We start from the raw sequence: 26,799 nt of genomic DNA on the forward strand, positions 1-26,799 counted from the left end.
TCGTAAATTAGCGCCGCAAGCAAACCAATCGACATGATCCAAGAACTGCAGCAACTGGGCCGACTATTAGAAGGTGAGTTGTATTATGATGCTGCGATGCGTACCCTGTATGCGACGGATGCTTCTGCTTACCGTGAACTGCCACTGGCGGTGGCTATTCCCAAACATGAGCAGGATATCAAAACATTGATCGCATTTGCGAGAAAATATAAAACATCCCTGATTCCAAGGACAGCAGGAACCTCTCTTGCAGGCCAGGTGGTGGGATCCGGTATCGTGGTGGATGTATCCCGTACATTCACAAAGATCCTTGAATTAAATAAAGAAGAAGGATGGGTTCGGGTTCAACCGGGTGTAATCAGGGATGAGTTGAACCTGTTCCTTAAACCGCATGGACTGTTTTTCGGTCCGGAAACCAGTACTGCCAACCGCGCGATGATCGGAGGTATGGTGGGCAATAACTCCTGTGGTTCCAATTCAGTGGTATATCGTAGTACGAGAGAACATTTACTGGAAGTAAAAGCCATCTTAAGTGATGGTTCGGAAGCAGAATTTAAAGCACTCAGCCTGGATGAATTTCATGCCAAATGCGAAGGTGACCGTTTGGAGAACCAGATCTACAGAAAAGTTCGCAGCTTATTGAGTGATTATAACAACCAGGAAGAAGTCCGCAGAGAGTTTCCTAAAAAGACAGTTGAAAGAAGAAATACAGGCTATGCAGTCGATCTGTTACTGGATACCGCACCCTTCACTGCCGGTGAGCCGGATTTTAATTTCTGCTCGCTGATTGCGGGATCAGAAGGAACCCTTGCTTTTCTTACAGAAATCAAATTGAATGTAGTTCCTCTTCCTCCCAAAGAAATCGGGTTGCTTTGTGTGCATTTCAATACGATTGATGAATCCCTCCGAGCGAACCTGATCGCCTTAAAATATCGTCCGAGTGCAAGTGAACTGATTGATCATTATATCCTGGAATGTACCAAGCAGAACCGCGAACAAATGCAGAATCGCTTTTTCGTGCAGGGTGATCCTGGTGCGATCCTGGTGGTGGAGTTTGCCAGAAATTCAAAAGAAGAAATCGAAAAAGATGCCGCCGCTTGCGAGGCTGAAATGCGGGCCGCGGGATTGGGTTATCATTTTCCTTTATTGTTTGGAGCAGATACAAAAAAGATCTGGACACTACGCAAAGCTGGACTCGGACTGCTTTCCAACTTGCCGGGTGATGAAAAAGCAGTGCCCGTGATTGAGGATACAGCAGTGGATGTAGAGGACTTGCCAGCTTTCATCAGGGAATTCAATGAAATACTTACAAAGCATGGATTGTATTCTGTGCATTATGCACATGCAGGCTCAGGTGAATTGCATTTAAGACCTATTTTAAATCTCAAGACAGCTGAAGGCAACCGGATGTTCCGGGTGATTGCTGAAGAGATTGCGACCCTGGTAAAAAAATACAAGGGCTCCTTAAGTGGAGAACATGGTGATGGACGATTGAGAGGGGAATTTATCAAACAGATGGTAGGAGAGAAGAATTACCTGCTGCTGAAAGAAATCAAAAAAGTGTGGGATCCGGAGCATATTTTCAATCCGAATAAGATTGTGGATACACCACCGATGGATACCATGTTGCGGTATACACCCGGACAACAAACACCTGCTTTTAAAACCGTATTCAGGTATTATAACCAGGATGTATTACAACATGCGGAGCAATGTAATGGATCGGGAGATTGTCGCAAGACACATTTGAGCGGAGGAACGATGTGCCCATCGTATATGGCTACCCGAAATGAAAAAGATACGACCAGGGCCAGGGCAAATATCCTTCGTGAGTTTCTGACTCATTCAGATAAAGCCAATCGGTTTGATCATGAAGAGATAAAGCAAGTTATGGATCTCTGTTTAAGTTGTAAGGCTTGTAAAACTGAATGCCCGTCCAATGTGGATATGGCAAAACTGAAGGCCGAATTCCTGCAGCAATATTATGACAGTAATGGAGTACCGTTGAGAAGCAGGCTGATCGCGAATTTCAGCTTGTCGGCAAAGCTGGGATCCATCGCACCGGGACTCTATAATTTTGCCATGACCAATAAGGTGGTAAGTAAGTGGGTCAAAAATTTTGCAGGATTTGCATTGGAACGCTCCTTGCCAACCCTTGCTGATACTACACTTAAAAGCTGGTTTAAGACACACAATAAATCTGGCTCTTATGCGAGTGAGACGGGCACTCACCAAAGGCGAGTTTACCTTTTCTGTGATGAATTCACCAATTACAATGATGTGGAGATCGGGCAGAAGGCAATTCTTTTATTAGAGCGACTTGGATATGAAGTAATCATTCCGGAACATGAGGAAAGTGGAAGAAGCTGGATGTCAAAAGGATTGATCCGCCACGCAAAGGGAATTGCCAACCGCAATATTGAGAAGCTGCGGCCCATAATTAGTGATGAAACACCGTTGATCGGAATTGAACCCAGTGCCATCCTGACCTTCCGCGATGAGTATATTGATCTCGCGGAGGATGAATTGCTGGATGATGCTAAAGCGCTGGCACAACATGTTTATATGATCGATGAATTTTTGGCAAAGGAAATAAGTCTAGCGAGAATATCAGCTGAAGCATTTACAAAAGAAAAGAGGCAGGTAAAACTGCACGGTCATTGTCAGCAGAAAGCAATTTCATCAGTGGGTCCATCTGTTCAGTTATTATCTTTTCCTGAAAATTATACAGTGGAAACAATTCCATCGGGTTGTTGTGGAATGGCGGGCTCCTTTGGATATGAGAAAGAGCATTATGAAATTTCGATGAAGGTGGGTGAACTTGTTTTGTTGCCAACGGTTCGTGCAGCTTCGGAAGAAACCATCATTGCAGCTCCAGGTACTTCATGCCGGCACCAGATCAAGGATGGTACAGGTCGCAAGGCAAAGCATCCGGTGGAAGTGTTGTATGAAGCGTTGGTATAATCAATCACTCAAACTCCAACACATAAGTTGAGAAGTATTTCCCCAGATCAGAATATTTGAAAAACAGGCGGGCTTTTTTTCCGAGGCGCAAACTGGTACGTTTGGTTTTTATGTCTTCCTCCGAGTTCATGGGTTGGAGAGAAGGATACCAGAGTACATGTCCGGGCTTCTCCAAAAGTTTTTGAGGGGCAGACCACTGCTGGGAGTTATCACCCTTGCCAAGGTCTTTGTTTTTGTTGAATGAGATATATAATTCATCACCAATCCAGGATTGCCCTTCTACTTTTCCCATCAGCATCACCCAGCAATTGAGGTATTCATTCCACGATACAGATGGTCCCCAATGAAAACCACCGGTAGGAGAAGAGGCCGGTCCGCCTCCTGCGTTTTGAGGAATCTGCAACGAGGCTACTGGTTTTCCGGTTCCATCCCAGGCTGCTGTAAACCCGCTGCCACCCCATCGCTGCGCTTTGCCCTGTGGTTGGTCCAAATCAGAAATGGCAATTCTTGCCACGCTGATACATTGTCCGCTCCATTCTTTTGTTGGATCGTAACTAACAGAGTCGTACTGTTCAGGATAACCATATTCGCCATAAAATAAATAGATTGAATCGCCTACTGCAACGGCGGAAGGATCACCCACACCACCGGCAAAGGTTTTGGACGTATTATGTGGTTTGAGGATCATGCGGGCTTGTTTATCTTCTATAAAAAGTCCGCGGTTTTCCCAGTTCCAGCCACCATCTGTTGATTTCATAATACCTATGCGACAAACTGCTGCGGGTGTGATACGTTCTGTTAATCCCAGTGGCCATTTTTGATCAATATAACCCTCACCTGTAACCGAATCATAAGGTAGTGTTTCGGGATAGTTTTCGTTATGGTAAATAGTATAAAGTGTTTTTCCGGATGGATCTTTGCTATCCTGGTAAACAGTTTCAAACCAGACAGCTCCATGTAGTCCAGGTTGACCAACAGGTGCATTGACTGGTAGTGTAGGAGCTATATAGGCGCTGGCGGGATTGCTGAACGCTTCATCTGCATTTTTACCACTTGAGAATTTCAGATCGTGTGCAGCACCCCAAACAGGATCTTCGCCATACTTTCCCGGGAAAATCCGGAAGGTATCCCCGATCCAGGCTTCCGCCATATTGCAGTCAACGAAATTGTTGAAATGGAAGGTATCGGTTTCGATCAGTTTAAAACTGATAGGGGAATCCGTTTTTGTTGTGGTTGTGCAGGAAATGGCAAACAACAGGAATGAGAATCCAGGGATGAAAATTGATTTTGGCATATAGCAATTGGTATAACTCTATTAATATACAACTATTCATTTGTTGAATAAAGATTGATACAGACTCACTGTTATACCATTGAAATTATTTTGGGTTGCTGAAAATCCATTAGGGCTTTTTTAGTATTTTCATTGTAATCTAGACTGCAATAGAACTGTGACTGCCGCTACAACAACCATGTACACTAATCCTGGTAGAGAACTGGAATTGGAGTTCGAAAGAATTTTCAATGAAAACAACCAGTCCGTTTACCAACTGGCTTTAAAGGTCACAAAGTCGGGGCCCCAGGCTTGCGATATTATGCAGGATGTGTTCATAAAACTCTGGGAAACTCGCGATCAGTGGGAAGAAATCCGCAATATGGAGGCCTGGTTACACAGAGTAACACGTAACCGCCTGATTGATTATTTAAGAAAAGTAGCTGCGGATCAACGCTTACAGGATAAACTTTGGAAGCGTGTTCAGGATGAGCAACCTTCTGCTGAAGCAGCACTGGATGCAAAAGAATCAGCCACTATATTGCAGCAGATCATTAATGAGCTACCGCCGCAGCGCAAACTCGTGTATTTAATGAGTCGGGAGCAGGGACTTAATTACAACGAAATCGCTGAGGAATTATCCGTTTCAAAGCATACCGTTAAGAATCAATTATCACTTGCTTTACGCTTTCTTCAAAAAAAGTTGTCCCTCGAATAGGAACATCTTAACTCCACTTCGTCATCTTATCAGATGGCATTTCCATCATCCCAATGAATCAAAGGTTTAAACACCTGTTCAGGAAATACCTGGATAACAATTGCAGCAGGGAGGAATTCAACGAGCTTTTTGCCTATATGGAACAAGAGGGAAACCAGGATTCCATGGAAGCCGTATTGAAATCCCTGACAGAGGAGCAGGAACCGGAAAGGTCTGTGCGCCGGAAATGGTTATTGCCGGCAATTGCCGCAGCCGCCTCTATTCTGGTGGTAGTTGCTGCAGTTAGCTGGTGGCAGACTCAAACCAGTAACCCCGCAAAGGGGTTGGTTAAAAATGGTATTGAACAGTCAGGAACAGTTCTTTCAAAATCAACAGAAAAATCGGAATACAAATACATTTTGTTACCCGACAGTACACAGGTTTGGTTAAACGCCGACAGTAAATTGGATTTTCCGGAGCTATTTGACAGCAAAAAACGCGTGGTTTATTTAACTGGTGAAGCTTATTTCGATGTACGGCATGCTGAAAAAATCCCCTTTATCATTCATACCGGGAAAGTGCGTACAGAGGTATTGGGAACTGCCTTTAATATCAAGGCTTATCCGGATATGGAGAAAATAACGGTATCTGTGAAAAGAGGTAAAGTGAAAGTAAACTATGCGGATCGGGAGGTAGCTGTCTTAACCAAAGGAAAGGAGGTGGTGATCGCGCAACAGAGTCAGCAAGTGAAAGAAAAGCCGGTAAAGGAAGAGCAAACTGCAGGATGGCAGGAAGGAAACCTGGTTTATGATGACTATTCAGTAGGTGATATCCTGGCGGATCTGGAAAGAGTTTATAATGTAAAGATCCAGGTTGGGTCATCCGAGCTGAAAGCCATTCGGGTTACAACCAATCTAAAAAGGCAATACGGAGTTGAAAATGCATTGGAGATTTTGGCTCGCCTTACAGGAACAGAAATAGCAATTGATAATGGTATTTATATTATGAAAAAATAATAACAACCACATGAGTAGTAGCTAAAAACAAAAAGACCGCTACAGGGGCAAGCTGTCGCGGTCTGGCTTAAAAACTGTTTGAGAAAATTTAAACCAATCAAAACTATGAGTTTTAATTCAAAAACGCATAGGTGGAGGCCGTTTGACCTTTACCTACTGCCGTTCCTGCACCAAGTATTCAGCAGCAGGAAAATTCAAGGACTAGTTATGAGAGCATTGACCCTGGCAATCTTATTGACTATCAATGGTGTATTGATGGCCGAAACTTCCTCGGGGCAGGATCTGAGTAAAATCCGGATTTCCATTGACCTGAAGAATGTTCCGATGAAAGCAGCCCTGAAGAAGATAGAAGGCTCAACCGACCTTTCTTTCTCTTTCCGGACAGCCGACCTTTCAAGTCTGCGTAATGTCAGTTATGCAGCTGAAAACATCCCTGTTGACAAGTTATTGGATGCCTTGTTTGAAAATACGGGTCTGAAATACGAGGTGATCAATTCTAATATCATCATTCGAAAGGTAGCTACCCCAGAAGCACCTTCACCAGTACGTTCCGGTATCGCATTTGAAGGCGGTATCCGCGGAAGGGTGGTAAATACAAGGGGAGAACCGGTTCCCAATGCATCTATCCTGGTAACCGGGGTTAACCAGGGTACAGCAGCGGATATGGATGGACGTTTTTCCTTATCCGGATTGAAAGCCGGAACCTATACGGTAGTTGTTACAGCAGTTGGGTACGGAAAACAGGAAAGAACTGTAAGTGTAACTGATGACAATATAGCTACCATCAATATTGAACTTTCAGAGGATAATGCCGACATGGCTGAAGTAACTGTAACGGCCCTGGGTATCCGAAGAGAAAAAAGAGAACTAGGTTATTCTGCACAGGAGGTTAAAGGTGATGCCATTACCGCCAGTCGTCAGCCGAATATTGTAAATGCATTACAAGGGCAGGCGGCAGGATTGCAGATCAATTCCGGAGGTGGTGCACCCGGACAGGGATCCAAGATCATTCTTAGAGGTTTGAACTCACTGGATCCGAATCGTGATTTTCAGCCCTTGTTTATCATTGATGGTATACCGGTAGACAATACTACAGATGTATCAGATGGAAGCTCTTTATACGGTATCAGCAACCGTGCTGCGGATATCAATCCCGATGATATTGAAAGCATCAATATCCTTAAAGGAGGTGCTGCAACCGCATTGTATGGTTTGAGAGCATCAACAGGTGCCATTATCATTACTACCAAATCCGGAAAAGCAGGTAAACTGAGAGGAAGCGTTACCTCCACTTATGGAGTGGATGAGATCAATATGTATCCTGAAACACAAACCAAATATACACAGGGCTGGCAGGGTGTATATGATCCCAGCAGTTTCTGGCCAACTACGGGCCCTACTATTGAAGAAGCAAAAGCAATTGATCCAACGCATCCGGACAAGATCTTCAATAATTTTAAACACGGCTACAAAACAGGTAACTCCTTCCGTAATTCTCTGAATATATCCGGAGGATCAGAGCGTGCCATCTTTACCGGTACTTTCTCCCAGTTCAACCAGGAAGGAATCATGCCGTTCACGGATTATAAGAATATATCCGCCAAAGTGGGAGGTGAATTCAAGCTTTCCGAAAAAGTAAAATTCGGAAGTAGTGTGAACTATGTTAAATCAGGTGGGCGCAGGGGTAATGCGGATCGTTACAATGAAAACCTGACTTATTTTTCACCCCGCTGGGATATCTGGGATTATATCAAGGAAAACGGAACACAGAATACCATTGTAGGCTCCGGTAATGATAACCCGATTTATGTATTGAGAGGAGTAGATTACAGAGACAATGTGGATCGGATTATCACGAACTCACATTTCACGTATTCTCCTGCAAAATGGCTGGATATCAATTATCGATTTGGAGCAGATATCTACAGTGATTCCAGGACTTCAAAATCTCCTGGCCCAATGGGGTTGCCGGATGAAATTTATCCCGCCAGTGATTTTGGCTTTGGAAATATTTCTGAATACACAGCCAGAAATACGATCCTGAACTCAACCTTAATGTTGAATTTCAAGAATAAAATCGGTCAGCATTTGCAGTCGTCATTGAAAGTTGGACATGATCTGTTTGCAACCAAAAGAACCACTGTATATGCCAATGGTGATACCCTGGTTGTTCCCAATTTTTACAACCTGAATAATGCCAAGCGGGTAACCGGTTCCAATTCATTAAGAGAATATCGGATTATTGGTCTGTTTGCAGACTGGACATTGAGCTGGAAGAACTACCTGTATATGACGTTGACGTACAGGAATGATTTCACTTCAACCTTGTCAAAGGATAATCGTTCCTTCAGTTATCCGTCTGCAAGTTTGAGTTATATATTCTCTGAGACATTCAATCTTCCTGATTGGATCAGCTTTGGCAAAGCGAGAGTATCTGTTGCTAAAATTGGTAAGGATGCGGTTCCTTATGCAACCAGCTCCGGATTTAATCTTGGCTCACCCCTTAATAACAATGTGATTCCTTTCTTCCTTTCTACTCAAACAGGAGATCCCAACCTTCGTCCCGAGTTTACCACTTCCTATGAAGGAGGCCTGGAATTGAAGTTTCTGCAAAATCGCTTAGGCATTGATTTCACGTATTATAATAACACTAGTAAGGACCTGATCATCCCGGTAAAAGTGCCGGTAACCAGTGGATATGATCAGATTTATCTGAACAGTGGCAGTATCCGTAACAAGGGTGTTGAAATCAGTTTATCCGGAACACCTGTTCAGACAAGAAATTTCTCCTGGGATGCGCGTGTGAATTTCACCTCCAACAAGAATACGGTATTGTCAATTTATCCGGGACTCACGGAAATTGCAATTGCCAGCCAGTTTGGATACCTGAGTTCATCGGTTACTCAAAAATATATTCCGGGATATCCGGTTGGAGCCCTGTTTGGAAGAACCTATCAGCGTTATTATGGTGATAAAACAGAAAATCCTGCCATCCTGGAAAAAGATTTACCAATAGTTATAGGTGCAAATGGATTCCCAGTATTAAACCCGGCATCCAAACAACAATATATTGGTAATTCTCAGCCTAGGTGGATTGGAAGTTTTGGAAGTACTTTACGGTATAAAGGCCTGAGTTTATCCTTCCTCTTTGATACACAACAAGGAGTGTACCGTTACAACCAGCTGGCTAATTTCCTTGCTGCTTTCCTTACTCATAAAGGATCAGAGAACCGGAATGATATCATTGTGTTTGACGGAGTATTGGCAGATGGAAGTCCAAATACCAAACCAGTGTGGTTAGGACAGGGAGTTGGTCCGGATGGTGTGAACTATGGCAATGGTTATTACCGGAATATATACCGCGGTGCATCTGAAACATTTGTAGAAGATGCCTCTTGGATTAGACTTCGTAACCTAAGCTTGGGTTATACCATTCCATCTGATATTGTTACTAAATCAGGCTTCCTGACTGGTGCAACGGTAACTTTTACCGGGAACAATCTTTGGATTAATACCAAGTGGAGTGGATTTGATCCTGAAGCAAGTTCAACCAGTTCCGGAAGTGTAGCAGATGGTTTCTCCGGATTTACCTATCCTGCTACCCGGAGTTATCTTGTTTCACTCAATCTTAATTTCTAAAACAGGTAACCATGAAACGAATCCATCAATTATTATATACAGGCCTTCTTTTTATTGGATTAACCGGGTGTAGTAAATACCTGGATAAACTGGACAACCCCAACCTGGTTACGGATCCTCCATTGAATGGCTTGCTTGCACAGAATACCTATAATACCGGATACAATGTATACCGGATGGGATATACTGCTTCTTACTTTATGCAGTACCAGGCTTCCAGTGCCAAAGGAAGTGATACGGATATATACAATGAAGTAGATTATTCTACTTCCTGGACCGCCATCTATTCAACCATGATGAACATTCAGCAAATGCTGACGAAGGCAACAGCGGATAATGCCTATCATCATGTTGGAGTAGGTAAGATCATGATGGCCTATAATCTCAATATGCTAATCAATGCATTTGGTGATGTTCCTTACAGTGAAGCATTAAAAGGTGGCGAATTATTGATTCCCAAATTTGATGACCAGGCAGCACTGCATACAACCTCTATGAACCTACTTGATGAAGGCATTGCTGAATTACAGAAAACTGGTGCTAGTCTGAACCTGGATGCAGCCAGTGATGTGATCCATGGTGGTAATGTAGAGGCCTGGATTAAAACAGCGCATGCATTAAAAGCAAGGTTCATGAACCAGCTTACGCGAAAGGCTTCCTACAATGCGGGTAATGTTCTTACTGAACTGAACAGTGCCTATGCATCTAATTCAGATGATGCCATGATGACGGTATTCCGTGGTCGCAGTCCCTGGAACCAGGTGGCGTACAACAATACTGTATTACTATTGGATGGCTGGCTAAGTGAGCAGTTTGTAGATGCGTTGGATGGTACCACATTTGGTGTAGAGGACCCACGTTTGCCATTGATTGCAACCTTAACCCAGTTTGGGGATTATCGGGGTACAGCTAATGGAGCAGGTCGTATAGGTACAGGTACTGATGATGAAGAATCCTATCTTTCTGTAAATGGTTATTATTCCAGAGGGAATGCACCACTGGCATTGGTAACCTATGCTGAAATGAAATTTATTGAAGCAGAAGCAGCATTCAGGGCGGATAACAAACCAAGGGCTTATGCAGCCTACCTGGCCGGCATTGCTGCCCACATGAATAAAATGGGTGTACCGACAGCAGACAGAGATGCCTATTTAAGTGAACCCACTGTGAGTGTTGGGGAAGCTAATATAACGCTGGAACTTATTGCAAAAGAAAAATATGTGGCCATGTTCCTGCATCCGGAATCCTGGGTGGATGGCCGTCGGTTTGATTATAATTACAAGGATTTTGAATTGCCGGAAGGTGCAGTGCTCAATACATTTATTCGCCGACTCGCTTACCCCAATGTGGAGTTTAGCAGAAATGGAGCAAATGTACCTGATATAAGCGGACTGGATGAACGCCTGGCGTTTGACAAACCATAATTGAGTAATGAGAATAAAAGGCCTGATAGTAGTCGGGTTCCTGGTTGGGTCGCTGGCTGGATTTGCACAGGACTTTACCATGGAATCGATTACCTCCTATCCGTTTCCTTCTGAACTTTCTGCATCAGCTACAGGTTCCAGAATTGCCGTGGCACTGAATGAGCAGGGAAAGAGGAATATCTATGTAGCAAACGGGCCTGAATTTGAATTGAAAAAAAGAACAGCCTTTGATCTGGATGAGGGTTTGGAGCTAAGTTGTATCCGCCTCTCTGCAGATGGCAAATGGATTGTTTTTGTTCGCGGAGGTGATTATGGCGCCTTCGATGAAACGATACCAAGGAATCCTTCCTCATCACCAGCATCCCCAAAGGTGCAGGTGATGAGTCTTCCTTTTGAAGGCGGACAACCAACTGTACTGGATGAAGGAACTGAGCCGGTAATCGATCCTTCGGGCCGGTTTGTATTGTATGAGAAAAATGGAGCACTGTGGGAAAGTCCAATCGACGGGAGTTCCAAACCTGTTCGAAAATTCTTTACCAAAGGTTCGGTTAGTCAATACAGTTATGAGCCAGGTGGCAAACGAATTTTATTTGTCGTAAATCGCCGGACGCATTCTTTTATCGGAATCTATACAGATTCTATTCAACCCATTCAATGGATTGCACCAGCAGTTGCCAGGGATGTGTCACCAAGATGGTCACCGGATGGTAAACGAATTGTATTTATCAGGCGTACTGCTGCCGGTGGGCGTCCTGATTCCATAACAGTTCGGCGGCACCAGGCATGGTCTATCATGGTGGCTGATCCGGCAACAGGAAAAGCGGAGAAAATCTGGACAGCACCCCGCACACTCCGAGGTTCTTATCCCGGTACACAGGGTGGACCTAACCTGCATTGGGCCGATCAGGATCGAATTGTTTTTGTATCCTTTATGGATGGGTGGCCTCATCTGTATTCAATTCCTGCTAAGGGAGGAGAGGCCATGCTGCTCACCAAGGGGAATTATATGCTGGAACATATCCGCCTGAGCCCTGATCGTAAATGGCTGGTGGCGGCTGCTAATACGGGACCTGAAAAAGATGACCTGCATCGCAGACACCTGGTTAAAATTCCGGTAGATAAACCAACCGTTGAAGTGCTCACTCCGGGCAAAGGAATTGAAGCTTTACCGGTAATCACCGGAGATCAGCAACATATCGCATTTATCAGTGCAACAGCCCAACGGCCAGGTATAGTTGCAGTTATGCCTTTTACCGGGGGAAAAGCAAATCATATCGGTGCTTCCGAAATACCGTCCGAATTTCCAGTATCTAAATTGGTGGAGCCAAAATCAGTGAGTTTTAAAGCTTCCGATGGTGTACTGGTACATGGACAACTATTCGAACCTCCTGGAAATAAGGAGGCAAAAAAACCAGCTGTTGTGTTTATACATGGAGGTCCACAACGACAAATGTTATTGGGCTGGCATTATGGCGATTATTATTCAAATACATATGCGTTGAATCAATACCTGGCAAGCCAGGGTTTTGTAGTGCTATCTGTCAATTATCGGTTAGGCATCGGGTATGGATATGAGTTTCAGTATCCACCCAATTGGGGTAGTTACGGAGCATCGGAATACCTGGATGTGAAAGCCGCCGGTGACTGGCTGGCAAAACAATCCTTTGTGGATCCGGCGCGCATCGGCACCTATGGTGGATCCTATGGAGGGTACCTGGTTGCTTTAGCATTGGGCAGAGATTCTAAATTATTTAAAGCAGGTGTTGATATTCACGGGGTTCATACCAACCGGGAGGACTATCCTTCATTGGATGGAGAACAGGCTCCCGATGCAGCTTATGCGAAAAAAATCATCTGGCAGTCTTCACCAGTTTCCTGGGTTAAACAATGGACTTCACCTGTTTTATTTATACATGGAGATGATGATGGCAATGTTCCTTTTTTTGAAACTGCGGACCTGGTGCGGCGCTTTGAACAGGCGGGTAAACAATATGAAAGCCTGGTTATTCCGGATGAAACCCATCACTGGATGCGTTATCATAATCAGCTGATCGTGAATAAGGCAGTGGCAGAATTTCTATCGCAACATCTCTTGAAAAAATAAGGTTCAACTGAAAACTCATTGTATGAATTATTGCCGGCGAATGCTCCTACTACTGGCAGGTATTTTTTATACCTCCCTGTTTTCCTATAGTCAGAAAAAACAACCGGCCGCACCTCCCGGTATAGATGCTTACATAAATAAGGTCATCAGTTCCCTGAACGTACCAGGTGTAGGTGTTGCTATTGTAAAGGATGGAAAAGTGGTGCTTTCAAAAGGTTATGGTGTAAAACGGATGGGCACCAGTGACAAGGTAGATGATCAGACCCTTTTTTTAATTGCTTCCAATAGTAAAGCCTTTACGGCTACTTCATTGGGATTACTGGTGGAGGATGGAAAAATTCGTTGGGATGATAAAGTGGTGCAGCATCTTCCCTGGTTTAAAATGAGTGATCCGTATGTAACACAAAATCTGACTGTACGTGATTTACTGGTGCATCACAGCGGATTACAGGCCTATGCAGGGGATATCATGTTGTTCCCACCAGCTACTTACAGCAGGAAAGAGATCCTTCAAAAACTTCCACAGCTTCCACTTCGCTATGATTTCAGAACTACCTATGCCTATGATAATATCCTGTATGTTGCAGCCGGTGAACTGGTATCCACAGTAGCCGAAATGCCCTGGGAAGAATTTGTGCAGGAACGCATTTTCAAAAAGGTGGGTATGAAGGAAAGCATTGCACGGTATACAGACCTGAAAAACAAAACTAATTTTTCGTTTGGACATGCCCGTTCCTATAATGATATCCGGGTGGTAGAAACTTTCCGGGAAACAAATATCGGAGATGCAGGAAATGCCGCTGGTGGAATTGTATCCAATGCCAGCGATATGGCGAACTGGCTGATAACACAGCTGGATTCAGGCAGAACGCCGCTTAAGGAGCATGTGCTGACACCTGCAGCAACTGCTGATCTCTGGAAGATCATCCGGCCCATGCCTATCAGTAAAGTGGATTCACTGATTGCACCTTCTCAATCTGATTTCTGGGGTTATGCTTCTGGGTTTCGCTCGTACAATTATGGAAAATATAAAGTAATCGGACATGGTGGGGCGTTATCCGGATTTGTATCACAAATTGCGATGGTACCAGACTTGAAACTTGGCGTTGTGGTATTAACCAACCAGGCTTCTACAGCAGCCTACTGGTCAATCATCTATCATGTGTTGGATTATTATATGGGCAATCCAACATTTGACTGGTTAGGTGGATATAAGCGTATTCAGGATTCAGCAGTAGCGCGTGCCCTTGCAAGGAAGAAAGACCTTAGTATTGCCAAAGTGCAGGGGGATAAACCCTCCCTGCCTTTAAAAGCATATACCGGCAGTTTTATGGAACCCTTATTGGGTCGTGCAACCATTCAATCAGAAGGGGATTCATTGGTATTACGGTTTGATAACATGGAACATTATGTAGCGGATCTGCGCTATTTCCAATACAATAATTTTATTGCCAGCTTCAGAAATATGGGTGTTCCAACGGAAGCCTATGTTTCTTATGGATTGAAGGCGGATGGTACCATTGATCGGGTACGCATCGAAGTTAGAGATCCGGCATCACGCCTTGATTTTGAAGAGATGGAATTGAAACCGATTAAAGAGAAAAAAATGGATATCGTTAAACTGGATAAGTCATTGCGGGCGGAAATGGCCAAATATCCCCAGGCCTCCTTTGGTATTGCCTTCAAAGACCTGGGCACAGGCCAAACATTTTTTATCAATGAGAAGGAAAATTTTCATGCAGCAAGTACCATGAAAACGCCTGTACTGATGGAAGCCTACAAGCAGGCTGCAGCCGGTAAATTTTCACTTCATGATAAAATAAAAGTGAGCAATCATTTTAAGAGTATTGTGGATGGGTCTATGTTTAGTGTGAGTCCGGCGGATGACAGTGAATTTGAATTGTATCAGCTGATTGGTAAAGAACTCCCGATTTCGGATATCCTTCACCGTATGATTACCAAAAGCAGTAACCTGGCTACCAATATGATGATTGACCTGGTTGGTGCAGAAAAGGTGATGGCCACCATGAAAGAAATTGGCGCGCAGGATATCCAGGTGCTAAGAGGAGTTGAAGACCAGAAAGCGTTTGATGCAGGACGAAATAATACTACAACTGCCTATGACCTCCTGCTTATTTTTGAACAACTGGGTAATGGAAGTTTTATCAGCAAGATGGCTTGTGCTGAAATGATTCGTGTACTTCAGGATCAGTATTACAGGGATGCTATACCGGCCAAGTTGCCGGCTGATGTAAAGACTGCTACCAAAAGTGGTTCCATCACCAAAATTGCACATGATTCCGGTATTGTATATTTGCCGGATGGCCGGAAATACGTGGTGGTATTATTATCCCGTGGATTTGAAAAACATTCTGATGCCACCGGAGTTTTGGCAGAATTGTCTAAGATGATTTATGATGCGGTGAAATGAGGTATCGGTTTCAATTCGGTTGACTAAAAAATAGTTCCGCATTTTTATAGAATATCTTCTCCTTTTGTTCATTAGTTAAAAAGGGGAGCTTTTCTACGGCATTTATTGCTGCTTTAATAGGTGCATTATCTGAACCAAATAGCAGCCGGTTTTCCAGGCTGGCATTCATAAAGGCTTGCATGGTGCTGGTAAATCGATCAGTTGGTACAATTTCCGGATTGCACAGAACAGATATATCTGCATAGACATGCGGATTCGATTTCATTAGCTCGATCGCTTCCCTGAAATATTGGTCTCCACCATGCATTATCCAAATTTTTAAAGTTGGAAAGTCTTTCACCAGTTGGTTTAACAGCGATGGGTTTCCAAGTTCCCAGCTAAAATTAGGAGATCCATGATTTGGACCTGCTCCGCCTGTATGAATACCTACCGGAATATTGTACTTTTGCGCCAGCCGATAATAGGGATAAAGTGTTGTATCACTTGGTGAGATCCCGAAGTACTGTGTAAGCAGCTCCCCAAAAAAGTTTATTTTCCCCTTTTTTATTTGTGTTTCAACCCAATGTATTTCTGGCCACTCTTTCTTATCGGTAAAGCAAGGTTGGAGACTATAAGGAACCTTACCGTTTGGGCAAGGGAACATTATTCCGTATAGAATTTTGATGTCTGTATTTTTTCTGTAGTGTTCCTGCTGTTCCCAGGAACTGCTAATGGCAATTTTGTACACACCTGCTTTTTTTAGCTCGGAAATCTGTTCGTTTATTCCTTTCGATCCATGCAGGTGAACATCAAAAATTTTTGTGGCAGTGGGCTCTTTTATTTCTGTTGATTCCCCGAAAAGCAGGCAGAGAAGCAACGTCAGTAACAGTTTCATTCCTTTAAGTTACAAAAAAAGTGGCCCGTTGCCGAGCCACTTTACATGTGTATATCTGAGCCTTAATTAACCTAAATCGAAGCGGTCGAGGTTCATCACTTTTGTCCAGGCAGCCACAAAATCATGCACAAATTTTTCCTTACTGTCTGAGCAGGCGTAAACCTCTGCCAGTGCGCGCAATTCTGAGTTGGATCCGAAGATCAGATCTGCACGCGTAGCAGTCCATTTTACTTCGCCGGTTTTGCGATCGCGACCTTCAAACAGTTCACTGGAGTTGTTTACAGCTTTCCAGGTAGTACCAAAGTCCAGCAGGTTTACGAAGAAGTCATTGGTCAGCACTTCAGGAGTATTGGTGAATACACCACGTTTGCTTTGATCCGCATTGGTATTCAACACACGCATACCGCCAACAAGTGCTGTCATTTCAGGTGCTGTAAGCGTAAGCAGTTGTGCTTTATCCACCAGCATTTCTTCAGCTGTTCCGTTGGAACGATAAGGTGACAGGAAGTTGCGGAAACCGTCTGCTGCTGGTTCCAGCACAGCAAAGGATTCAACATCTGTTTGTTCCTGTGAAGCATCTCCTCTTCCGGGGATGAAAGGAACAGTAACTTCTACGCCTGCAGCTTTTGCAGCTTTTTCAATGCCTGCTGAACCACCCAATACAATCATATCTGCAATGGAAATTTGTTTACCACTTGATTGAGCTCCATTGAAGCGAGCGCGGATTGTTTCTAAAGTATCCAGCACTTTTGCCAATCTGGCCGGGTTGTTTACTTCCCAGTCTTTTTGAGGAGCCAGGCGGATACGTGCTCCATTAGCGCCACCTCTCTTATCTGAACCACGGAAAGTGGATGCAGATGCCCAGGCAGTGGAAACCAGTTCAGCAATACTGAGTCCGGATGCCAGGATCTCGGATTTCAGGAAAGCGATATCATTATCATCTACCAAAGGATGATTTACAGCAGGGATAGGATCCTGCCAGATCAACTCTTCAGAAGGAACATCAGGTCCCAGGTAACGGGAAATAGGTCCCATATCACGATGGGTCAGTTTAAACCAGGCGCGGGCAAATGCGTCTGCAAACTGATCCGGGTTTTCGTAAAAGCGGCGGGATACTTTTTCATAGGCCGGATCCATACGCATAGATAAATCTGTCGTAAGCATAAAGGGCTTATGAAATTTACCGGCGATATGTGCATCCGGAATGGTTTCTCCAACATTTTTGGCCTCCCACTGGTAAGCGCCACCAGGCCCTTTAATTAACTCCCACTCATATTCAAACAGGTGTTTGAAATAATCATGGCTCCATTTGGCAGGCGTGGTTGTCCAGGCACCTTCAATACCACTGGTAATAGTGTCTGCACCAACCCCGGTACCATAACTGTTTTTCCAACCCATGCTCATTTCTTCCATGGTTGCAGCTGCTGGTTCTTTGCCAACATATTTCGCCGGGTCAGCAGCTCCATGAGTTTTACCAAAAGTGTGACCACCAGCAATCAGGGCAACAGTTTCTTCATCATTCATAGCCATTCTGCCAAAAGTTTCGCGGATGGCTTTGGCTGCCAGGACGGGATCGGGCTTGCGATCCGGACCTTCGGGGTTAACATAAATCAAACCCATTTCAGTTGCTCCTAGCGGAGTTTCCAACGCTTCCGGGTTCCTGTGATGAGCAACCCACTCTCTTTCTGAACCCCAGTTCACATCTTCTTCCGGTTCCCAGATATCTTCACGGCCACCGGCAAAACCAAAGGGTTTGAAGCCCATGGATTCCAGGGCGCAGTTACCTGCCAGGATCATGAGATCCGCCCAGGATAATTTCTTGCCATATTTCTGTTTGATTGGCCACAGGAGGAGACGGGCTTTATCCAGGTTGGCATTATCAGGCCAGCTGTTCAGTGGTGCAAAACGCTGAGAACCTGATCCGGCACCACCGCGACCATCATAAATTCTGTAGGTACCAGCACTATGCCAGGCCATACGGATAAAAAATGGACCATAATGCCCATAGTCAGCCGGCCACCAGTCCTGGGAATCTGTCATCAATTGATAGATGTCCTGTTTTACCTGGTTCAGATCAAGTGATTTAAACTCTTCCGCATAATTGAAGGATTCTCCCATTGGGTTGGAGAGATTCGAATTCTGACGGAGAATATTCAACCGGAGCTGATTCGGCCACCAGTCGATATTTTTTGTTCCTCCGCCTGCTTTGCCTTTCATTGCACCATTGTGGAAGGGACATTTGGAAATGTCCTGTGAGGGGTTCGCAGCACCACCTTCTTCGTTGACTTTTTGGAGGGTATCCATATGTTTTAGCTTAATTTGTTAGACGTTGGGTTTACTGCGAAATTATCGATGATTTGTTCAACAATTTTATTTATTTATTAAATGATAAGATAGAGAAAATCTATATTGCTATTTCTTTTAAAACTTACTTATGAAAAAGATGGGAATTATTGCCGTATTGTTTTTAGTGATGACATCCTTTCATTCGGGATCAGGGGATTTTGTAGGGGTGATTAAAATAAAACACAAATACAAAGATCTGGAGGGTAAGGATATTACTGCTCGTCTGGCACCGTACCTGGGCAAAGAATGGGAGTATTATATTGATGATAAAAACTATAAATCGGTGAATGAATCCGGCAATTGGGTTCAGCTCTATAACGGAGAAACGAATTTGTATTATTCTTTTATGAAAGAAAAGAAAGCTTCAAAATATGATGCCGGAGCAACTTCTTCTTCCAAATTTGAAGTGACCTATTTAGACAGGAAGGAAAAAGTGGCTGGCTATTTATGTGATATAATGAAGGTGGAAACAGATAATCAGACCACCCTTTATTATTACAGTAAGGAAGTCAGGACGAATCCGGAGAATTTCGCCAATCATAATTTTGGTAACTGGAATCAGTATCTGAAGGCTGCAGATGGCGGAATCACACTCAAATTTGAATTAACGGATCATAAAAACAAATTTATCTGGATAGCTACCGCTACGTCCGTAAAACCAATGGCTTTGACAGCATCTGATTTTGAATTTCCGGAAGGATATTCCGTTGCTGAATAAAATTTACACTACCCGTCGGGTACCCGACGGGTAGTGTAGTAAAACTTATTTTGCCCTTCGCACCCGAAAAGTTCCTTCAATGGATTCGGTATCAATTTGTTTTCCTGTAAGTCCGGATCTTAATCCGGAAGGAGAAACAGTAAAACGCCCGGTTACGATGCTGCCAACTGGTCCCCAATTATCAATGGTAATGCTTCCACCGCTATTCACTATTTCACCGGTATTATTTTCAACAAAAGCTACATAATATTTGGTGAGTGCTTGATTGGTGATAGTCATGGCAACTTTGCCGCCGTCATAGTTCCAGTTATAGGTTCCGGAGGTTCCATTCCATATGATAGTTAGTACATCTTCTTCGTCTTCTCCTCCAAGTCCGGATTGATTGCCAAGAGTAACTCCAACATGCCCGGGAATCATACGCCATTCACCATTTCCATATCGATACCGGATAGCTTCACCAATTATTTTGATGTTTGATAAAAGCAGGAGTTGATGTGCTTCTGATTTAAGTTCTGCCACAACTGTTGCGCTGGTTTCTGATGTTGCAGTTGCAGGTGCTGTGTAGGTCCCACTATTTCCGGAGGCTACTAATTTCCCCGGTCCGTTCAATTGCCATTTTTTTATAAGGCTGGCAGGTACTGGTTTGCCTTCACCAAGAGGCAGGGTTGAGTTATCCGAACTTACCAGCGGTGCGAGCAAATCATCGGAATAAGGATGGAAGTTCAGCACTTTCAGGGGAAGTTCCGCCGAAGTACTCAATTCTGCTGAAGCAGGAATAAGCTTTAGCCAGGTCACCAGGACCCAGTCGCTGAAATGGGTAGTAGGTGTTTGAATGGTTTTATTCACTTTGTCCAGGTAGTGAGGCCTGACCATATGCCAGATACCATCATCAGATTGATAAGCAATTGACAAAACATCTTCAGAAGCAATAGAGTCTACTAATTCTTCATAGTTAAACTCAAGCGTTACAGGTTTGGCAAAAGTCAGGTCATGTGGAAATAACCGATATCCTCCCCCCACACCTGCATCTGCTGTGTTGGTAATTGGCTGAACCTGAAAATTGGTAAGTTCTGAAATTGCGCCGGCCGGAATGATAACTTTTAATTTTCCATCCGCCGTCGTAAACTCACCTCCAGCTGCACCAATTTGAAAACTTTGAAGCGCACCGTCAGGATTGCCCGCCGGACGGCTAACCGGCTCGGGACCTTTATAGGGGATCTCCCCATTCTTTTCTTTTTTACAACTGGAATTAAATACTAAAAGTGCAGTGCACAATAATAGGAAAATTTTGTTCATGATAAGGTTGTTTCGGGCCGCAACATAATCAAGCATTCAATTATTGAAATGTTAAGAGCAGCCTGGTGTACTTTTCCAATGATCGTTAGTGAAAATTTGCTTTAAAAGGTATCCTCAAGAAAATTTCACTCCACCAGCAATGACCATTCAAAGAATTAAGTGGAGACTAAGAAACAGGCGAAACCGGACATTAGGTGTTCGAAATCGGACAATCAAAGCCTCTGGATAGTAAATAATTAATTGAATATCAAACAAATAATTGATTGGCATGCCCCTTGGTAGCATATTTGAACAACTCAGAGGTATGCTCAGAAATTACTGGCGGATTGCCGTGCGAAATCTTTTAAAGCACAAAGGATTTTCATTTATCAATCTAACCGGACTAACGGTTGCGTTCACCTGCTGTTTGCTGATGTTCATGTATATCCGGCATGAACTGAGCTTCGACCGGTTCCAGGAAAAAGGAAACCGAATTGTGCGGGTTATTATGGAATATAGTTTTGGGAATTCGGAAAAAGTTGCCGGGAACTATACCAGTACCAAGGTAATGCCTTCATTTAGGAGAAATTTTCCCGAAATAGAAGAAGGTGTACGAATTACAACAGGTAGTGGTTTACTTAAAATTGGGGATCAGTTATTTGAAGACCCCGAATTCCTTTTTGCCGACTCTACCTTTTTTCATGTGTTTCCTTCCTTCAGGCTAGAGGCTGGTTCACCCGATAAAGTATTGGGAGCGCCTAATCAACTGGTGATGACTGAATCTGCTGCAAAAAAATACTTTCCTCATCAAAATGCAGTGGGGCAAACGATTTTGGTAGGTGCTCAACAAACCCCTTTTCTAATAACAGGAATAACAGAGGACTGTCCCTCCAACTCCCAGATCCGGTTTTCAATGATAGGTTCTTTTTCTTCTCTCGGACCTGCGCAGGAGGAAACCTACTGGAACGCGAATTACCAGACTTACTTATTGTTAAAGGAAAATACTTCCCTTCCCAATCTGCAGGCTAAAATCAGGCCCTTCATGGAGAAAGAAATGAATGATCCCTCGATTTGGCTAACCTATTACCTGGAACCATTGTTTGACATTCATCTGCATTCTCCTTACAATGCGTATGTAGCGAACACGGATATCCGTTATATCTATATTGCAAGCGGGATGGCTATTCTGATTTTGCTGATTGCCTGTTTTACCTATATCAACATGAGCACAGCAAGATCCCTGGAAAGAGCACGTGAAGTCGGTATCCGAAAAGTAACCGGGGCAACACGGCAGCAGGTTTTTAGTCAGTTTATTGGTGAATCACTGGTGATTTCAGTACTTGCCCTTTTCATCAGTTTTGCTGTAACAGCGCTGCTTTTACCGCTTTTTAATGAGCTGGTGGATCGTTCACTTGTTCTGGCAGATCTGACACACCCGGTTTTACTTTTTTCTGCTCTGTGTATGGTAATTTTCATCGCTGTTTTGGCAGGTTCCTATCCGGCCCTGGTATTATCAGGTTTTCAACCCATCAAAGTGCTCAAAGGAAATTTCAGAAACAGCGACAACGGAAATTGGGTCAGACAATCATTAACTGTTTTTCAGTTCACTATCTCAGCTTTCCTTTTAATTGGAAGTTTTGCGATGTACAAACAGGTAAAATACATCCAGGAAAAATCACTTGGATTCAATCGGGATCATGTGGTGGTTGTAAAGTCGGATTACAAGGTGAGTGAGAAGATGGATCTGCTGAAAAATCAGCTCAAAGCAAATCCCCAAATAAAAAACACATCCTTAAGCTATAATGCACCCATTTCGATCGTAGGTGGTTATGGTATGCGTAGTTCTGTCATGCCTGAAAACAGCTCACTCAATGTATATGCCAATCCAATTGATGAGGAATATCTGCGAACAAATGAAATTCAATTAATCGCCGGAGAAGACATCAATCGCCAGGATGTACTGGATGCTTCTCATCAAGAGAATGAAAAAAATTATTATCATTTTATCCTGAATGAATCTGCAGTAAAGCAGTTAGGATGGAACCCACAGGAAGCCATTGGTAAAAAGATGTTCCTCGATGAATCCAGACCAGGTATAGTAAAAGGAGTAGTAAAAGATTTTCATTTCAGTTCCATGCATTCTCCTATTCAGGGCCTGGTGCTTTTTCCTTCTAATTATGGAAATAACCTGCTGGTGAAAGTATCCGGGAAACAATTACCTGAAACAATTGCTTTCATGGAGAAAACCTGGAAAGAGCTGGTGAAACATCGTCCGTTCAGTTACAGCTTTATGGATGAGGATTATAACAGAATGTATCAAGCAGAACAACAAACCGTAAAAGTCATTGGACTCTTTACAGGGGTAGCAATATTGCTGGCTTGTGTGGGCCTGTTGGGTTTATCTGCATTCTCTGTACAACAACGAACCAAGGAAATAGGAGTGCGAAAAGTATTGGGAGCATCAGTACCGGGAATTGTCTGGATGCTGGCAACTTATTTCCTACGACTGGTACTCGTGGCATCCTTAATAGCACTGCCAATCGGATGGTTTGCAACCAACAAATGGCTGGAAGATTTTAGCTACAGGACTAGCCTGGATCTAACCGTATTTATTTGGCCGGTAGTGGGATTATGCCTCCTGGCATTGATTGCCATCAGTGTTCAAACCATCAGGGCGGCTGTTTTGAACCCGGTAAAAAGTTTGCGTTCGGAATAATTTGAGTTGAATTACGGCTTCAGTATCTTAGGCTGATATGGGACAGATCAGCCTGAAAGAAAGGATCGGCTATGGATTCGGCGATATGGCTTCCTCCATGTTCTGGAAACTATTTGGAATCTATCTCCTGTTTTTTTATACCGATGTAATGGGTTTGCCCGCAGCAGCAGTGGGCACCCTATTACTGATAACACGGATTTGGGACACCCTGCTGGATCCGGTCATAGGTATGATTGCAGACCGAACACAATCCCGGTTTGGAAAATTTCGCCCCTACCTCTTATACCTTGCTGTACCGTTTGGGATCATGGGAATCGTCACCTTCACGGTGCCCAATTTTGGATCACAGCAACAACTGCTGATCTATGTGTATGGAACCTATTCCCTGATGATGCTGGTCTACTCCTTTATCAATGTTCCTTACGCAGCCTTACTGGGTGTTATCTCTGAAGATCCGAAGGAAAGAAATATCCTGGCTTCCTTCAGAATGGGGTTTGCTTTTGCCGGTAGCTTTGTTGCACTTGCTCTGATAGAACCATTAATTTCTTATAGAGGAGGAAGTACGCAGCTTTCAATGCCTCAAAATGCAACCGCCTGGCAATGGGCCGTGGGTGTGATTGCGATACTCTGTGTAATACTGTTCTTATTCTGTTTTGCCTGGGTAAAAGAAAGAGTTCAACCGATCCGGCAAAAATCGACAGCACTTAAAACAGATCTTCGGGACCTGCTCAGCAACAAACCCTGGACCATTCTGGTTGTTGCCGGGATAGCTGTCCTGATTTTCAATTCGATCCGAGATGGTGCAGCGATGTACTATTTCCGCTACTATATTCACGAAAAAGAAGCAGTTCAACTGGGCCCGATTGCCATCAACTTTTCAACCCTTTACCTCGTTATCGGACAGATTGCCAATCTGATCGGGGTAGTGCTTGCATTCCCTCTTGCAAACAAATATGGTAAAAAAAGATGCTTCAGTGTTGCAATGGGGATTGCATCCATACTAAGCATACTGTTTTTCTGGATGGGGCAGTATGATTTGGTACTGATCTTTTTATTACAATTTATGATTAGCTGCTGCGCCGGTACGGTTTTTCCTTTGCTATGGTCTATGTATGCAGATATTGCAGATTATTCAGAGTGGAAAACCGGCAGGAGAGCCACCGGTCTGATATTTTCATCTTCTTCCATGTCACAAAAGATGGGCTGGACACTGGGTTCAGCTCTTACAGCCTGGTTGCTGGCTGCTTTTGGATTTCAGGCCAACCAGGTGCAGGCGGAATTGGCCCAAACCGGCATACGTTTAATGCTCAGCTGGCTGCCCGCAATCGGATCTGTAATCGCATTGATTATGATTTATTTTTATCCCCTTACAGAAGCAGAATTGCAACGAATTGGAACTATTTTAAAAGAACAGCGTATATCAGAAAATGCCATTTGATAGCACTATTCACGATTGGAAAAACAGTCTTCAAATTGAATTGAACCGAATTCTTCTTTTCTGGAAGGACCTGGTTATCGATAAACACACCGGAGCCTGTTTTGGTCGTGTTTCCAATAGCAACCAGGTATTTCCGGAAGCGGAAAGGGGACTTGTTCAGCAGGCCAGGGTTTTGTGGGCATTTTCAGCAACCTATGGATTGAATAAAGCAAAGGAGGATAAACAGATTGCAGACAAGGCGTATGAATATCTCATACATACTTTTGAAGACAAACAGCATGGCGGATATTTCTGGATCGTGAATCACCAGGGAAATCCACTTGTTACCAAAAAACAGCTATACGGACTCGCATTTGCATTATTCGGACTTGCAGAATATGCTGCTGTCACACAGGCAAAGCAGGCACAGGAGAAAGCGATCTCGCTTTTTCATACTATTGAAAACTACTTTTCTGACAATAAATTCGGTGGTTATATTGAAGCCTTATCAGAAAACTGGGAACCCATTTCGGATATGCGTTTGAGTGAGTCAGATCTCAATGCGCCAAAATCAATGAATACACATCTCCATTTGCTGGAAGCCTATTCCTGTTTGTTTAAAATCTGGCCAGATGCGCAGTTAAAATCGCAAATAGAACATCTCCTTCAACTGTTTCAAAACAAAATAATTGATTCAGCCAACGGTAATCTACACCTGTTTTTTGACAGCGATTGGAAAGTTGTATCTGCTTCAGTTTCCCCGGGTCATGATGTTGAAGCTGCCTGGTTGTTGTGGGAAGCTGCCTTACTGCTGGATAATCCGATATTAATAAAACAAATTAAAACATCCTCTTTAGGTCTGCTGCAGTCTGCTGTTACAGGATTGGATAGCGATGGTGCTCTTTGGGAGGGTACTGAAAAACACTGGTGGCCACAGGCAGAAGCAATGGTTGGTTTTTATACCGGATGGCAATTCACCCAGGATCCAATATGGCTAGGGCGGTCCTTAAACTCGTGGCAATTTATACAGCAAAAACTGGTGGATAAAGAAAACGGCGAATGGTTCTGGGGAATTGATGCTGATGGCAGGGTCTTGCAGAAGGATAAAGCAGGATTCTGGAAATGTCCCTACCATAACAGCCGGGCATGTATAGAACTCATTCGCCGTTTTGAAATTAGCAACCAGGTTTAATTACGTTCTCCAGCGTTTTACCGTCAAACTTAAATAAACCATAACCAGTTGTTCCAAACCAGAGTTGACCGGAATTGTCTTCATAGATAAATTGGACAGGAGTACTTACTGGCTTGTCGTTTCCTTGCCTGGGGGAGCGGTACATCGGAAGGGTGCTAAAAGCATCATTTTCAAACTTTGCCAGGCCTTTGCGTGTGCCGGCCCAGAGGACCCCTTTTTTATCAAGATAAAGAGTAAGTATCTCATTATCAGGTAATCCGTTAGCAGTAGTATAGGATGTCCAGCCCTGCTTATTTTTTCGGGAAATGCCGCCATTGGTTGCCATCCATACATTCCCCTTGCTATCCTGCAATATGGTGCGAACCGCATTGCCCGCTAGTCCCTCATTTGTTGTAAAATACCTAAAATCAGTTCCATCAAAAACGCAAACCCCGTCTTCTCCGGTTGCGATCCAGACTGTCCCGGTTTTGTCCTGCAATACGTACTGAACAGATTGGCTGATCTGAAATTCCTCGGGACCCACCTTATGTTCCTTCTTCATAAAATCAGGACCTGTCCAGACGCCGATGCTGGTAGGTGATGGATCTGCCGGTGGAGGCAATTCCTGCTGGTCATTGATCAGAAACAACCAGAGCAGGGAAATAAAAATCGAGTTCATGGGAAATTGTTTAGTGTGAAAAATTGATATAGGACCAATCTAGCTGGTGATTTTG

The 26,799-nt window shown here is 43.7% G+C and carries 16 protein-coding genes; 11 read left to right on the forward strand and 5 right to left on the reverse strand.

The window, feature by feature from the left end:
- Positions 1-33: 33 nt before the first annotated feature.
- Complete coding sequence (locus MD536_RS11520; RefSeq protein ID WP_239599311.1) at positions 34-2,964, forward strand: FAD-binding and (Fe-S)-binding domain-containing protein; 2,931 nt, start codon at positions 34-36, stop codon at positions 2,962-2,964.
- A 4-nt stretch (positions 2,965-2,968) separates the two neighbouring features.
- On the opposite strand, the gene MD536_RS11525 is transcribed toward MD536_RS11520, so the two are convergent.
- A complete protein-coding gene (locus tag MD536_RS11525) occupies positions 2,969-4,258 on the reverse strand; it encodes a hypothetical protein (RefSeq protein ID WP_239599313.1) in 1,290 nt (429 codons plus the stop codon).
- Positions 4,259-4,415: 157 nt separating this feature from the next.
- Here MD536_RS11525 and MD536_RS11530 point away from each other — a divergent pair, with 157 nt between their 5' ends.
- The 6 genes from MD536_RS11530 to MD536_RS11555 all read left to right on the forward strand — a co-directional run bounded on the left by MD536_RS11530 (position 4,416) and on the right by MD536_RS11555 (position 15,548).
- A complete protein-coding gene (locus tag MD536_RS11530; RefSeq protein WP_239599316.1) occupies positions 4,416-4,955 on the forward strand; it encodes an RNA polymerase sigma factor in 540 nt (179 codons plus the stop codon).
- 53 nt (positions 4,956-5,008) lie between these two features.
- Entirely contained in the window at positions 5,009-5,950 is a 942-nt protein-coding gene (locus tag MD536_RS11535; RefSeq protein ID WP_239599318.1) for a FecR family protein, read from the forward strand.
- A gap of 207 nt (positions 5,951-6,157) precedes the next feature.
- Positions 6,158-9,589 (forward strand): SusC/RagA family TonB-linked outer membrane protein, encoded by a 3,432-nt coding sequence (locus MD536_RS11540; protein WP_239599330.1) that lies wholly within the window; start codon positions 6,158-6,160, stop codon positions 9,587-9,589.
- Between the two features lie 11 nt (positions 9,590-9,600).
- Positions 9,601-11,013 (forward strand): SusD/RagB family nutrient-binding outer membrane lipoprotein, encoded by a 1,413-nt coding sequence (locus MD536_RS11545; protein ID WP_239599346.1) that lies wholly within the window; start codon positions 9,601-9,603, stop codon positions 11,011-11,013.
- 7 nt (positions 11,014-11,020) lie between these two features.
- On the forward strand, positions 11,021-13,117 hold the full coding sequence (locus tag MD536_RS11550; protein WP_239599349.1) for a S9 family peptidase: 2,097 nt from the start codon (positions 11,021-11,023) through the stop codon (positions 13,115-13,117).
- A gap of 22 nt (positions 13,118-13,139) precedes the next feature.
- The gene (locus MD536_RS11555) at positions 13,140-15,548 is read left to right on the forward strand and encodes a serine hydrolase (protein WP_239599351.1); all 2,409 of its coding nucleotides are present in this window, start codon (positions 13,140-13,142) and stop codon (positions 15,546-15,548) included.
- A 10-nt stretch (positions 15,549-15,558) separates the two neighbouring features.
- Here MD536_RS11555 and MD536_RS11560 read toward each other — a convergent pair whose 3' ends face one another.
- A complete protein-coding gene (locus MD536_RS11560; protein WP_239599353.1) occupies positions 15,559-16,422 on the reverse strand; it encodes an amidohydrolase family protein in 864 nt (287 codons plus the stop codon).
- A 66-nt stretch (positions 16,423-16,488) separates the two neighbouring features.
- Complete coding sequence (gene katG, locus MD536_RS11565) at positions 16,489-18,726, reverse strand: catalase/peroxidase HPI (protein ID WP_239599355.1); 2,238 nt, start codon at positions 18,724-18,726, stop codon at positions 16,489-16,491.
- A gap of 130 nt (positions 18,727-18,856) precedes the next feature.
- Between katG and MD536_RS11570 the strand changes: the two genes are divergently transcribed.
- Positions 18,857-19,486 (forward strand): DUF4412 domain-containing protein, encoded by a 630-nt coding sequence (locus MD536_RS11570; protein WP_239599357.1) that lies wholly within the window; start codon positions 18,857-18,859, stop codon positions 19,484-19,486.
- Positions 19,487-19,531: 45 nt separating this feature from the next.
- On the opposite strand, the gene MD536_RS11575 is transcribed toward MD536_RS11570, so the two are convergent.
- The gene (locus tag MD536_RS11575; RefSeq protein WP_239599359.1) at positions 19,532-20,782 is read right to left on the reverse strand and encodes a hypothetical protein; all 1,251 of its coding nucleotides are present in this window, start codon (positions 20,780-20,782) and stop codon (positions 19,532-19,534) included.
- A 304-nt stretch (positions 20,783-21,086) separates the two neighbouring features.
- On the opposite strand from MD536_RS11575, the gene MD536_RS11580 reads away from it, so the two are divergent.
- From MD536_RS11580 to MD536_RS11590, 3 genes are read left to right on the forward strand one after another with little or no spacing between them, the layout of a single operon-like run.
- Entirely contained in the window at positions 21,087-23,477 is a 2,391-nt protein-coding gene (locus MD536_RS11580) for an FtsX-like permease family protein (protein WP_239599361.1), read from the forward strand.
- Between the two features lie 37 nt (positions 23,478-23,514).
- Positions 23,515-24,915: an MFS transporter gene (locus MD536_RS11585; RefSeq protein WP_239599363.1), complete on the forward strand. Its 1,401-nt coding sequence runs from the start codon at positions 23,515-23,517 to the stop codon at positions 24,913-24,915.
- A complete protein-coding gene (locus MD536_RS11590) occupies positions 24,905-26,086 on the forward strand; it encodes an AGE family epimerase/isomerase (protein WP_239599365.1) in 1,182 nt (393 codons plus the stop codon). The genes MD536_RS11585 and MD536_RS11590 overlap by 11 nt, the downstream gene beginning before the upstream one ends.
- Here MD536_RS11590 and MD536_RS11595 read toward each other — a convergent pair.
- The gene (locus tag MD536_RS11595) at positions 26,070-26,744 is read right to left on the reverse strand and encodes a ligand-binding sensor domain-containing protein (RefSeq protein WP_239599367.1); all 675 of its coding nucleotides are present in this window, start codon (positions 26,742-26,744) and stop codon (positions 26,070-26,072) included. The genes MD536_RS11590 and MD536_RS11595 overlap by 17 nt on opposite strands.
- Between the last annotated feature and the right edge of the window lie 55 nt (positions 26,745-26,799).

Source organism: Flavihumibacter cheonanensis (assembly GCF_022352215.1).
GTDB classification, from domain to species: Bacteria; Bacteroidota; Bacteroidia; order Chitinophagales; family Chitinophagaceae; genus Flavihumibacter; species Flavihumibacter cheonanensis.

Excerpts from the sequence above, each read along its gene's own strand:
- MD536_RS11525 (WP_239599313.1), bottom strand. The coding sequence starts at position 4,258 with ATGCCAAAATCAATTTTCATCCCTGGATTCTCATTCCTGTTGTTTGCC.
- MD536_RS11545 (WP_239599346.1), top strand. The coding sequence starts at position 9,601 with ATGAAACGAATCCATCAATTATTATATACAGGCCTTCTTTTTATTGGA.
- MD536_RS11585 (WP_239599363.1), top strand. The coding sequence starts at position 23,515 with ATGGGACAGATCAGCCTGAAAGAAAGGATCGGCTATGGATTCGGCGAT.
- MD536_RS11540 (WP_239599330.1), top strand. The coding sequence starts at position 6,158 with ATGAGAGCATTGACCCTGGCAATCTTATTGACTATCAATGGTGTATTG.
- MD536_RS11535 (WP_239599318.1), top strand. The coding sequence starts at position 5,009 with ATGAATCAAAGGTTTAAACACCTGTTCAGGAAATACCTGGATAACAAT.
- MD536_RS11550 (WP_239599349.1), top strand. The coding sequence starts at position 11,021 with ATGAGAATAAAAGGCCTGATAGTAGTCGGGTTCCTGGTTGGGTCGCTG.
- MD536_RS11520 (WP_239599311.1), top strand. The coding sequence starts at position 34 with ATGATCCAAGAACTGCAGCAACTGGGCCGACTATTAGAAGGTGAGTTG.
- MD536_RS11595 (WP_239599367.1), bottom strand. The coding sequence starts at position 26,744 with ATGAACTCGATTTTTATTTCCCTGCTCTGGTTGTTTCTGATCAATGAC.
- MD536_RS11555 (WP_239599351.1), top strand. The coding sequence starts at position 13,140 with ATGAATTATTGCCGGCGAATGCTCCTACTACTGGCAGGTATTTTTTAT.
- MD536_RS11580 (WP_239599361.1), top strand. The coding sequence starts at position 21,087 with ATGCTCAGAAATTACTGGCGGATTGCCGTGCGAAATCTTTTAAAGCAC.
- MD536_RS11575 (WP_239599359.1), bottom strand. The coding sequence starts at position 20,782 with ATGAACAAAATTTTCCTATTATTGTGCACTGCACTTTTAGTATTTAAT.
- katG (WP_239599355.1), bottom strand. The coding sequence starts at position 18,726 with ATGGATACCCTCCAAAAAGTCAACGAAGAAGGTGGTGCTGCGAACCCC.
- MD536_RS11570 (WP_239599357.1), top strand. The coding sequence starts at position 18,857 with ATGAAAAAGATGGGAATTATTGCCGTATTGTTTTTAGTGATGACATCC.
- MD536_RS11590 (WP_239599365.1), top strand. The coding sequence starts at position 24,905 with ATGCCATTTGATAGCACTATTCACGATTGGAAAAACAGTCTTCAAATT.
- MD536_RS11560 (WP_239599353.1), bottom strand. The coding sequence starts at position 16,422 with ATGAAACTGTTACTGACGTTGCTTCTCTGCCTGCTTTTCGGGGAATCA.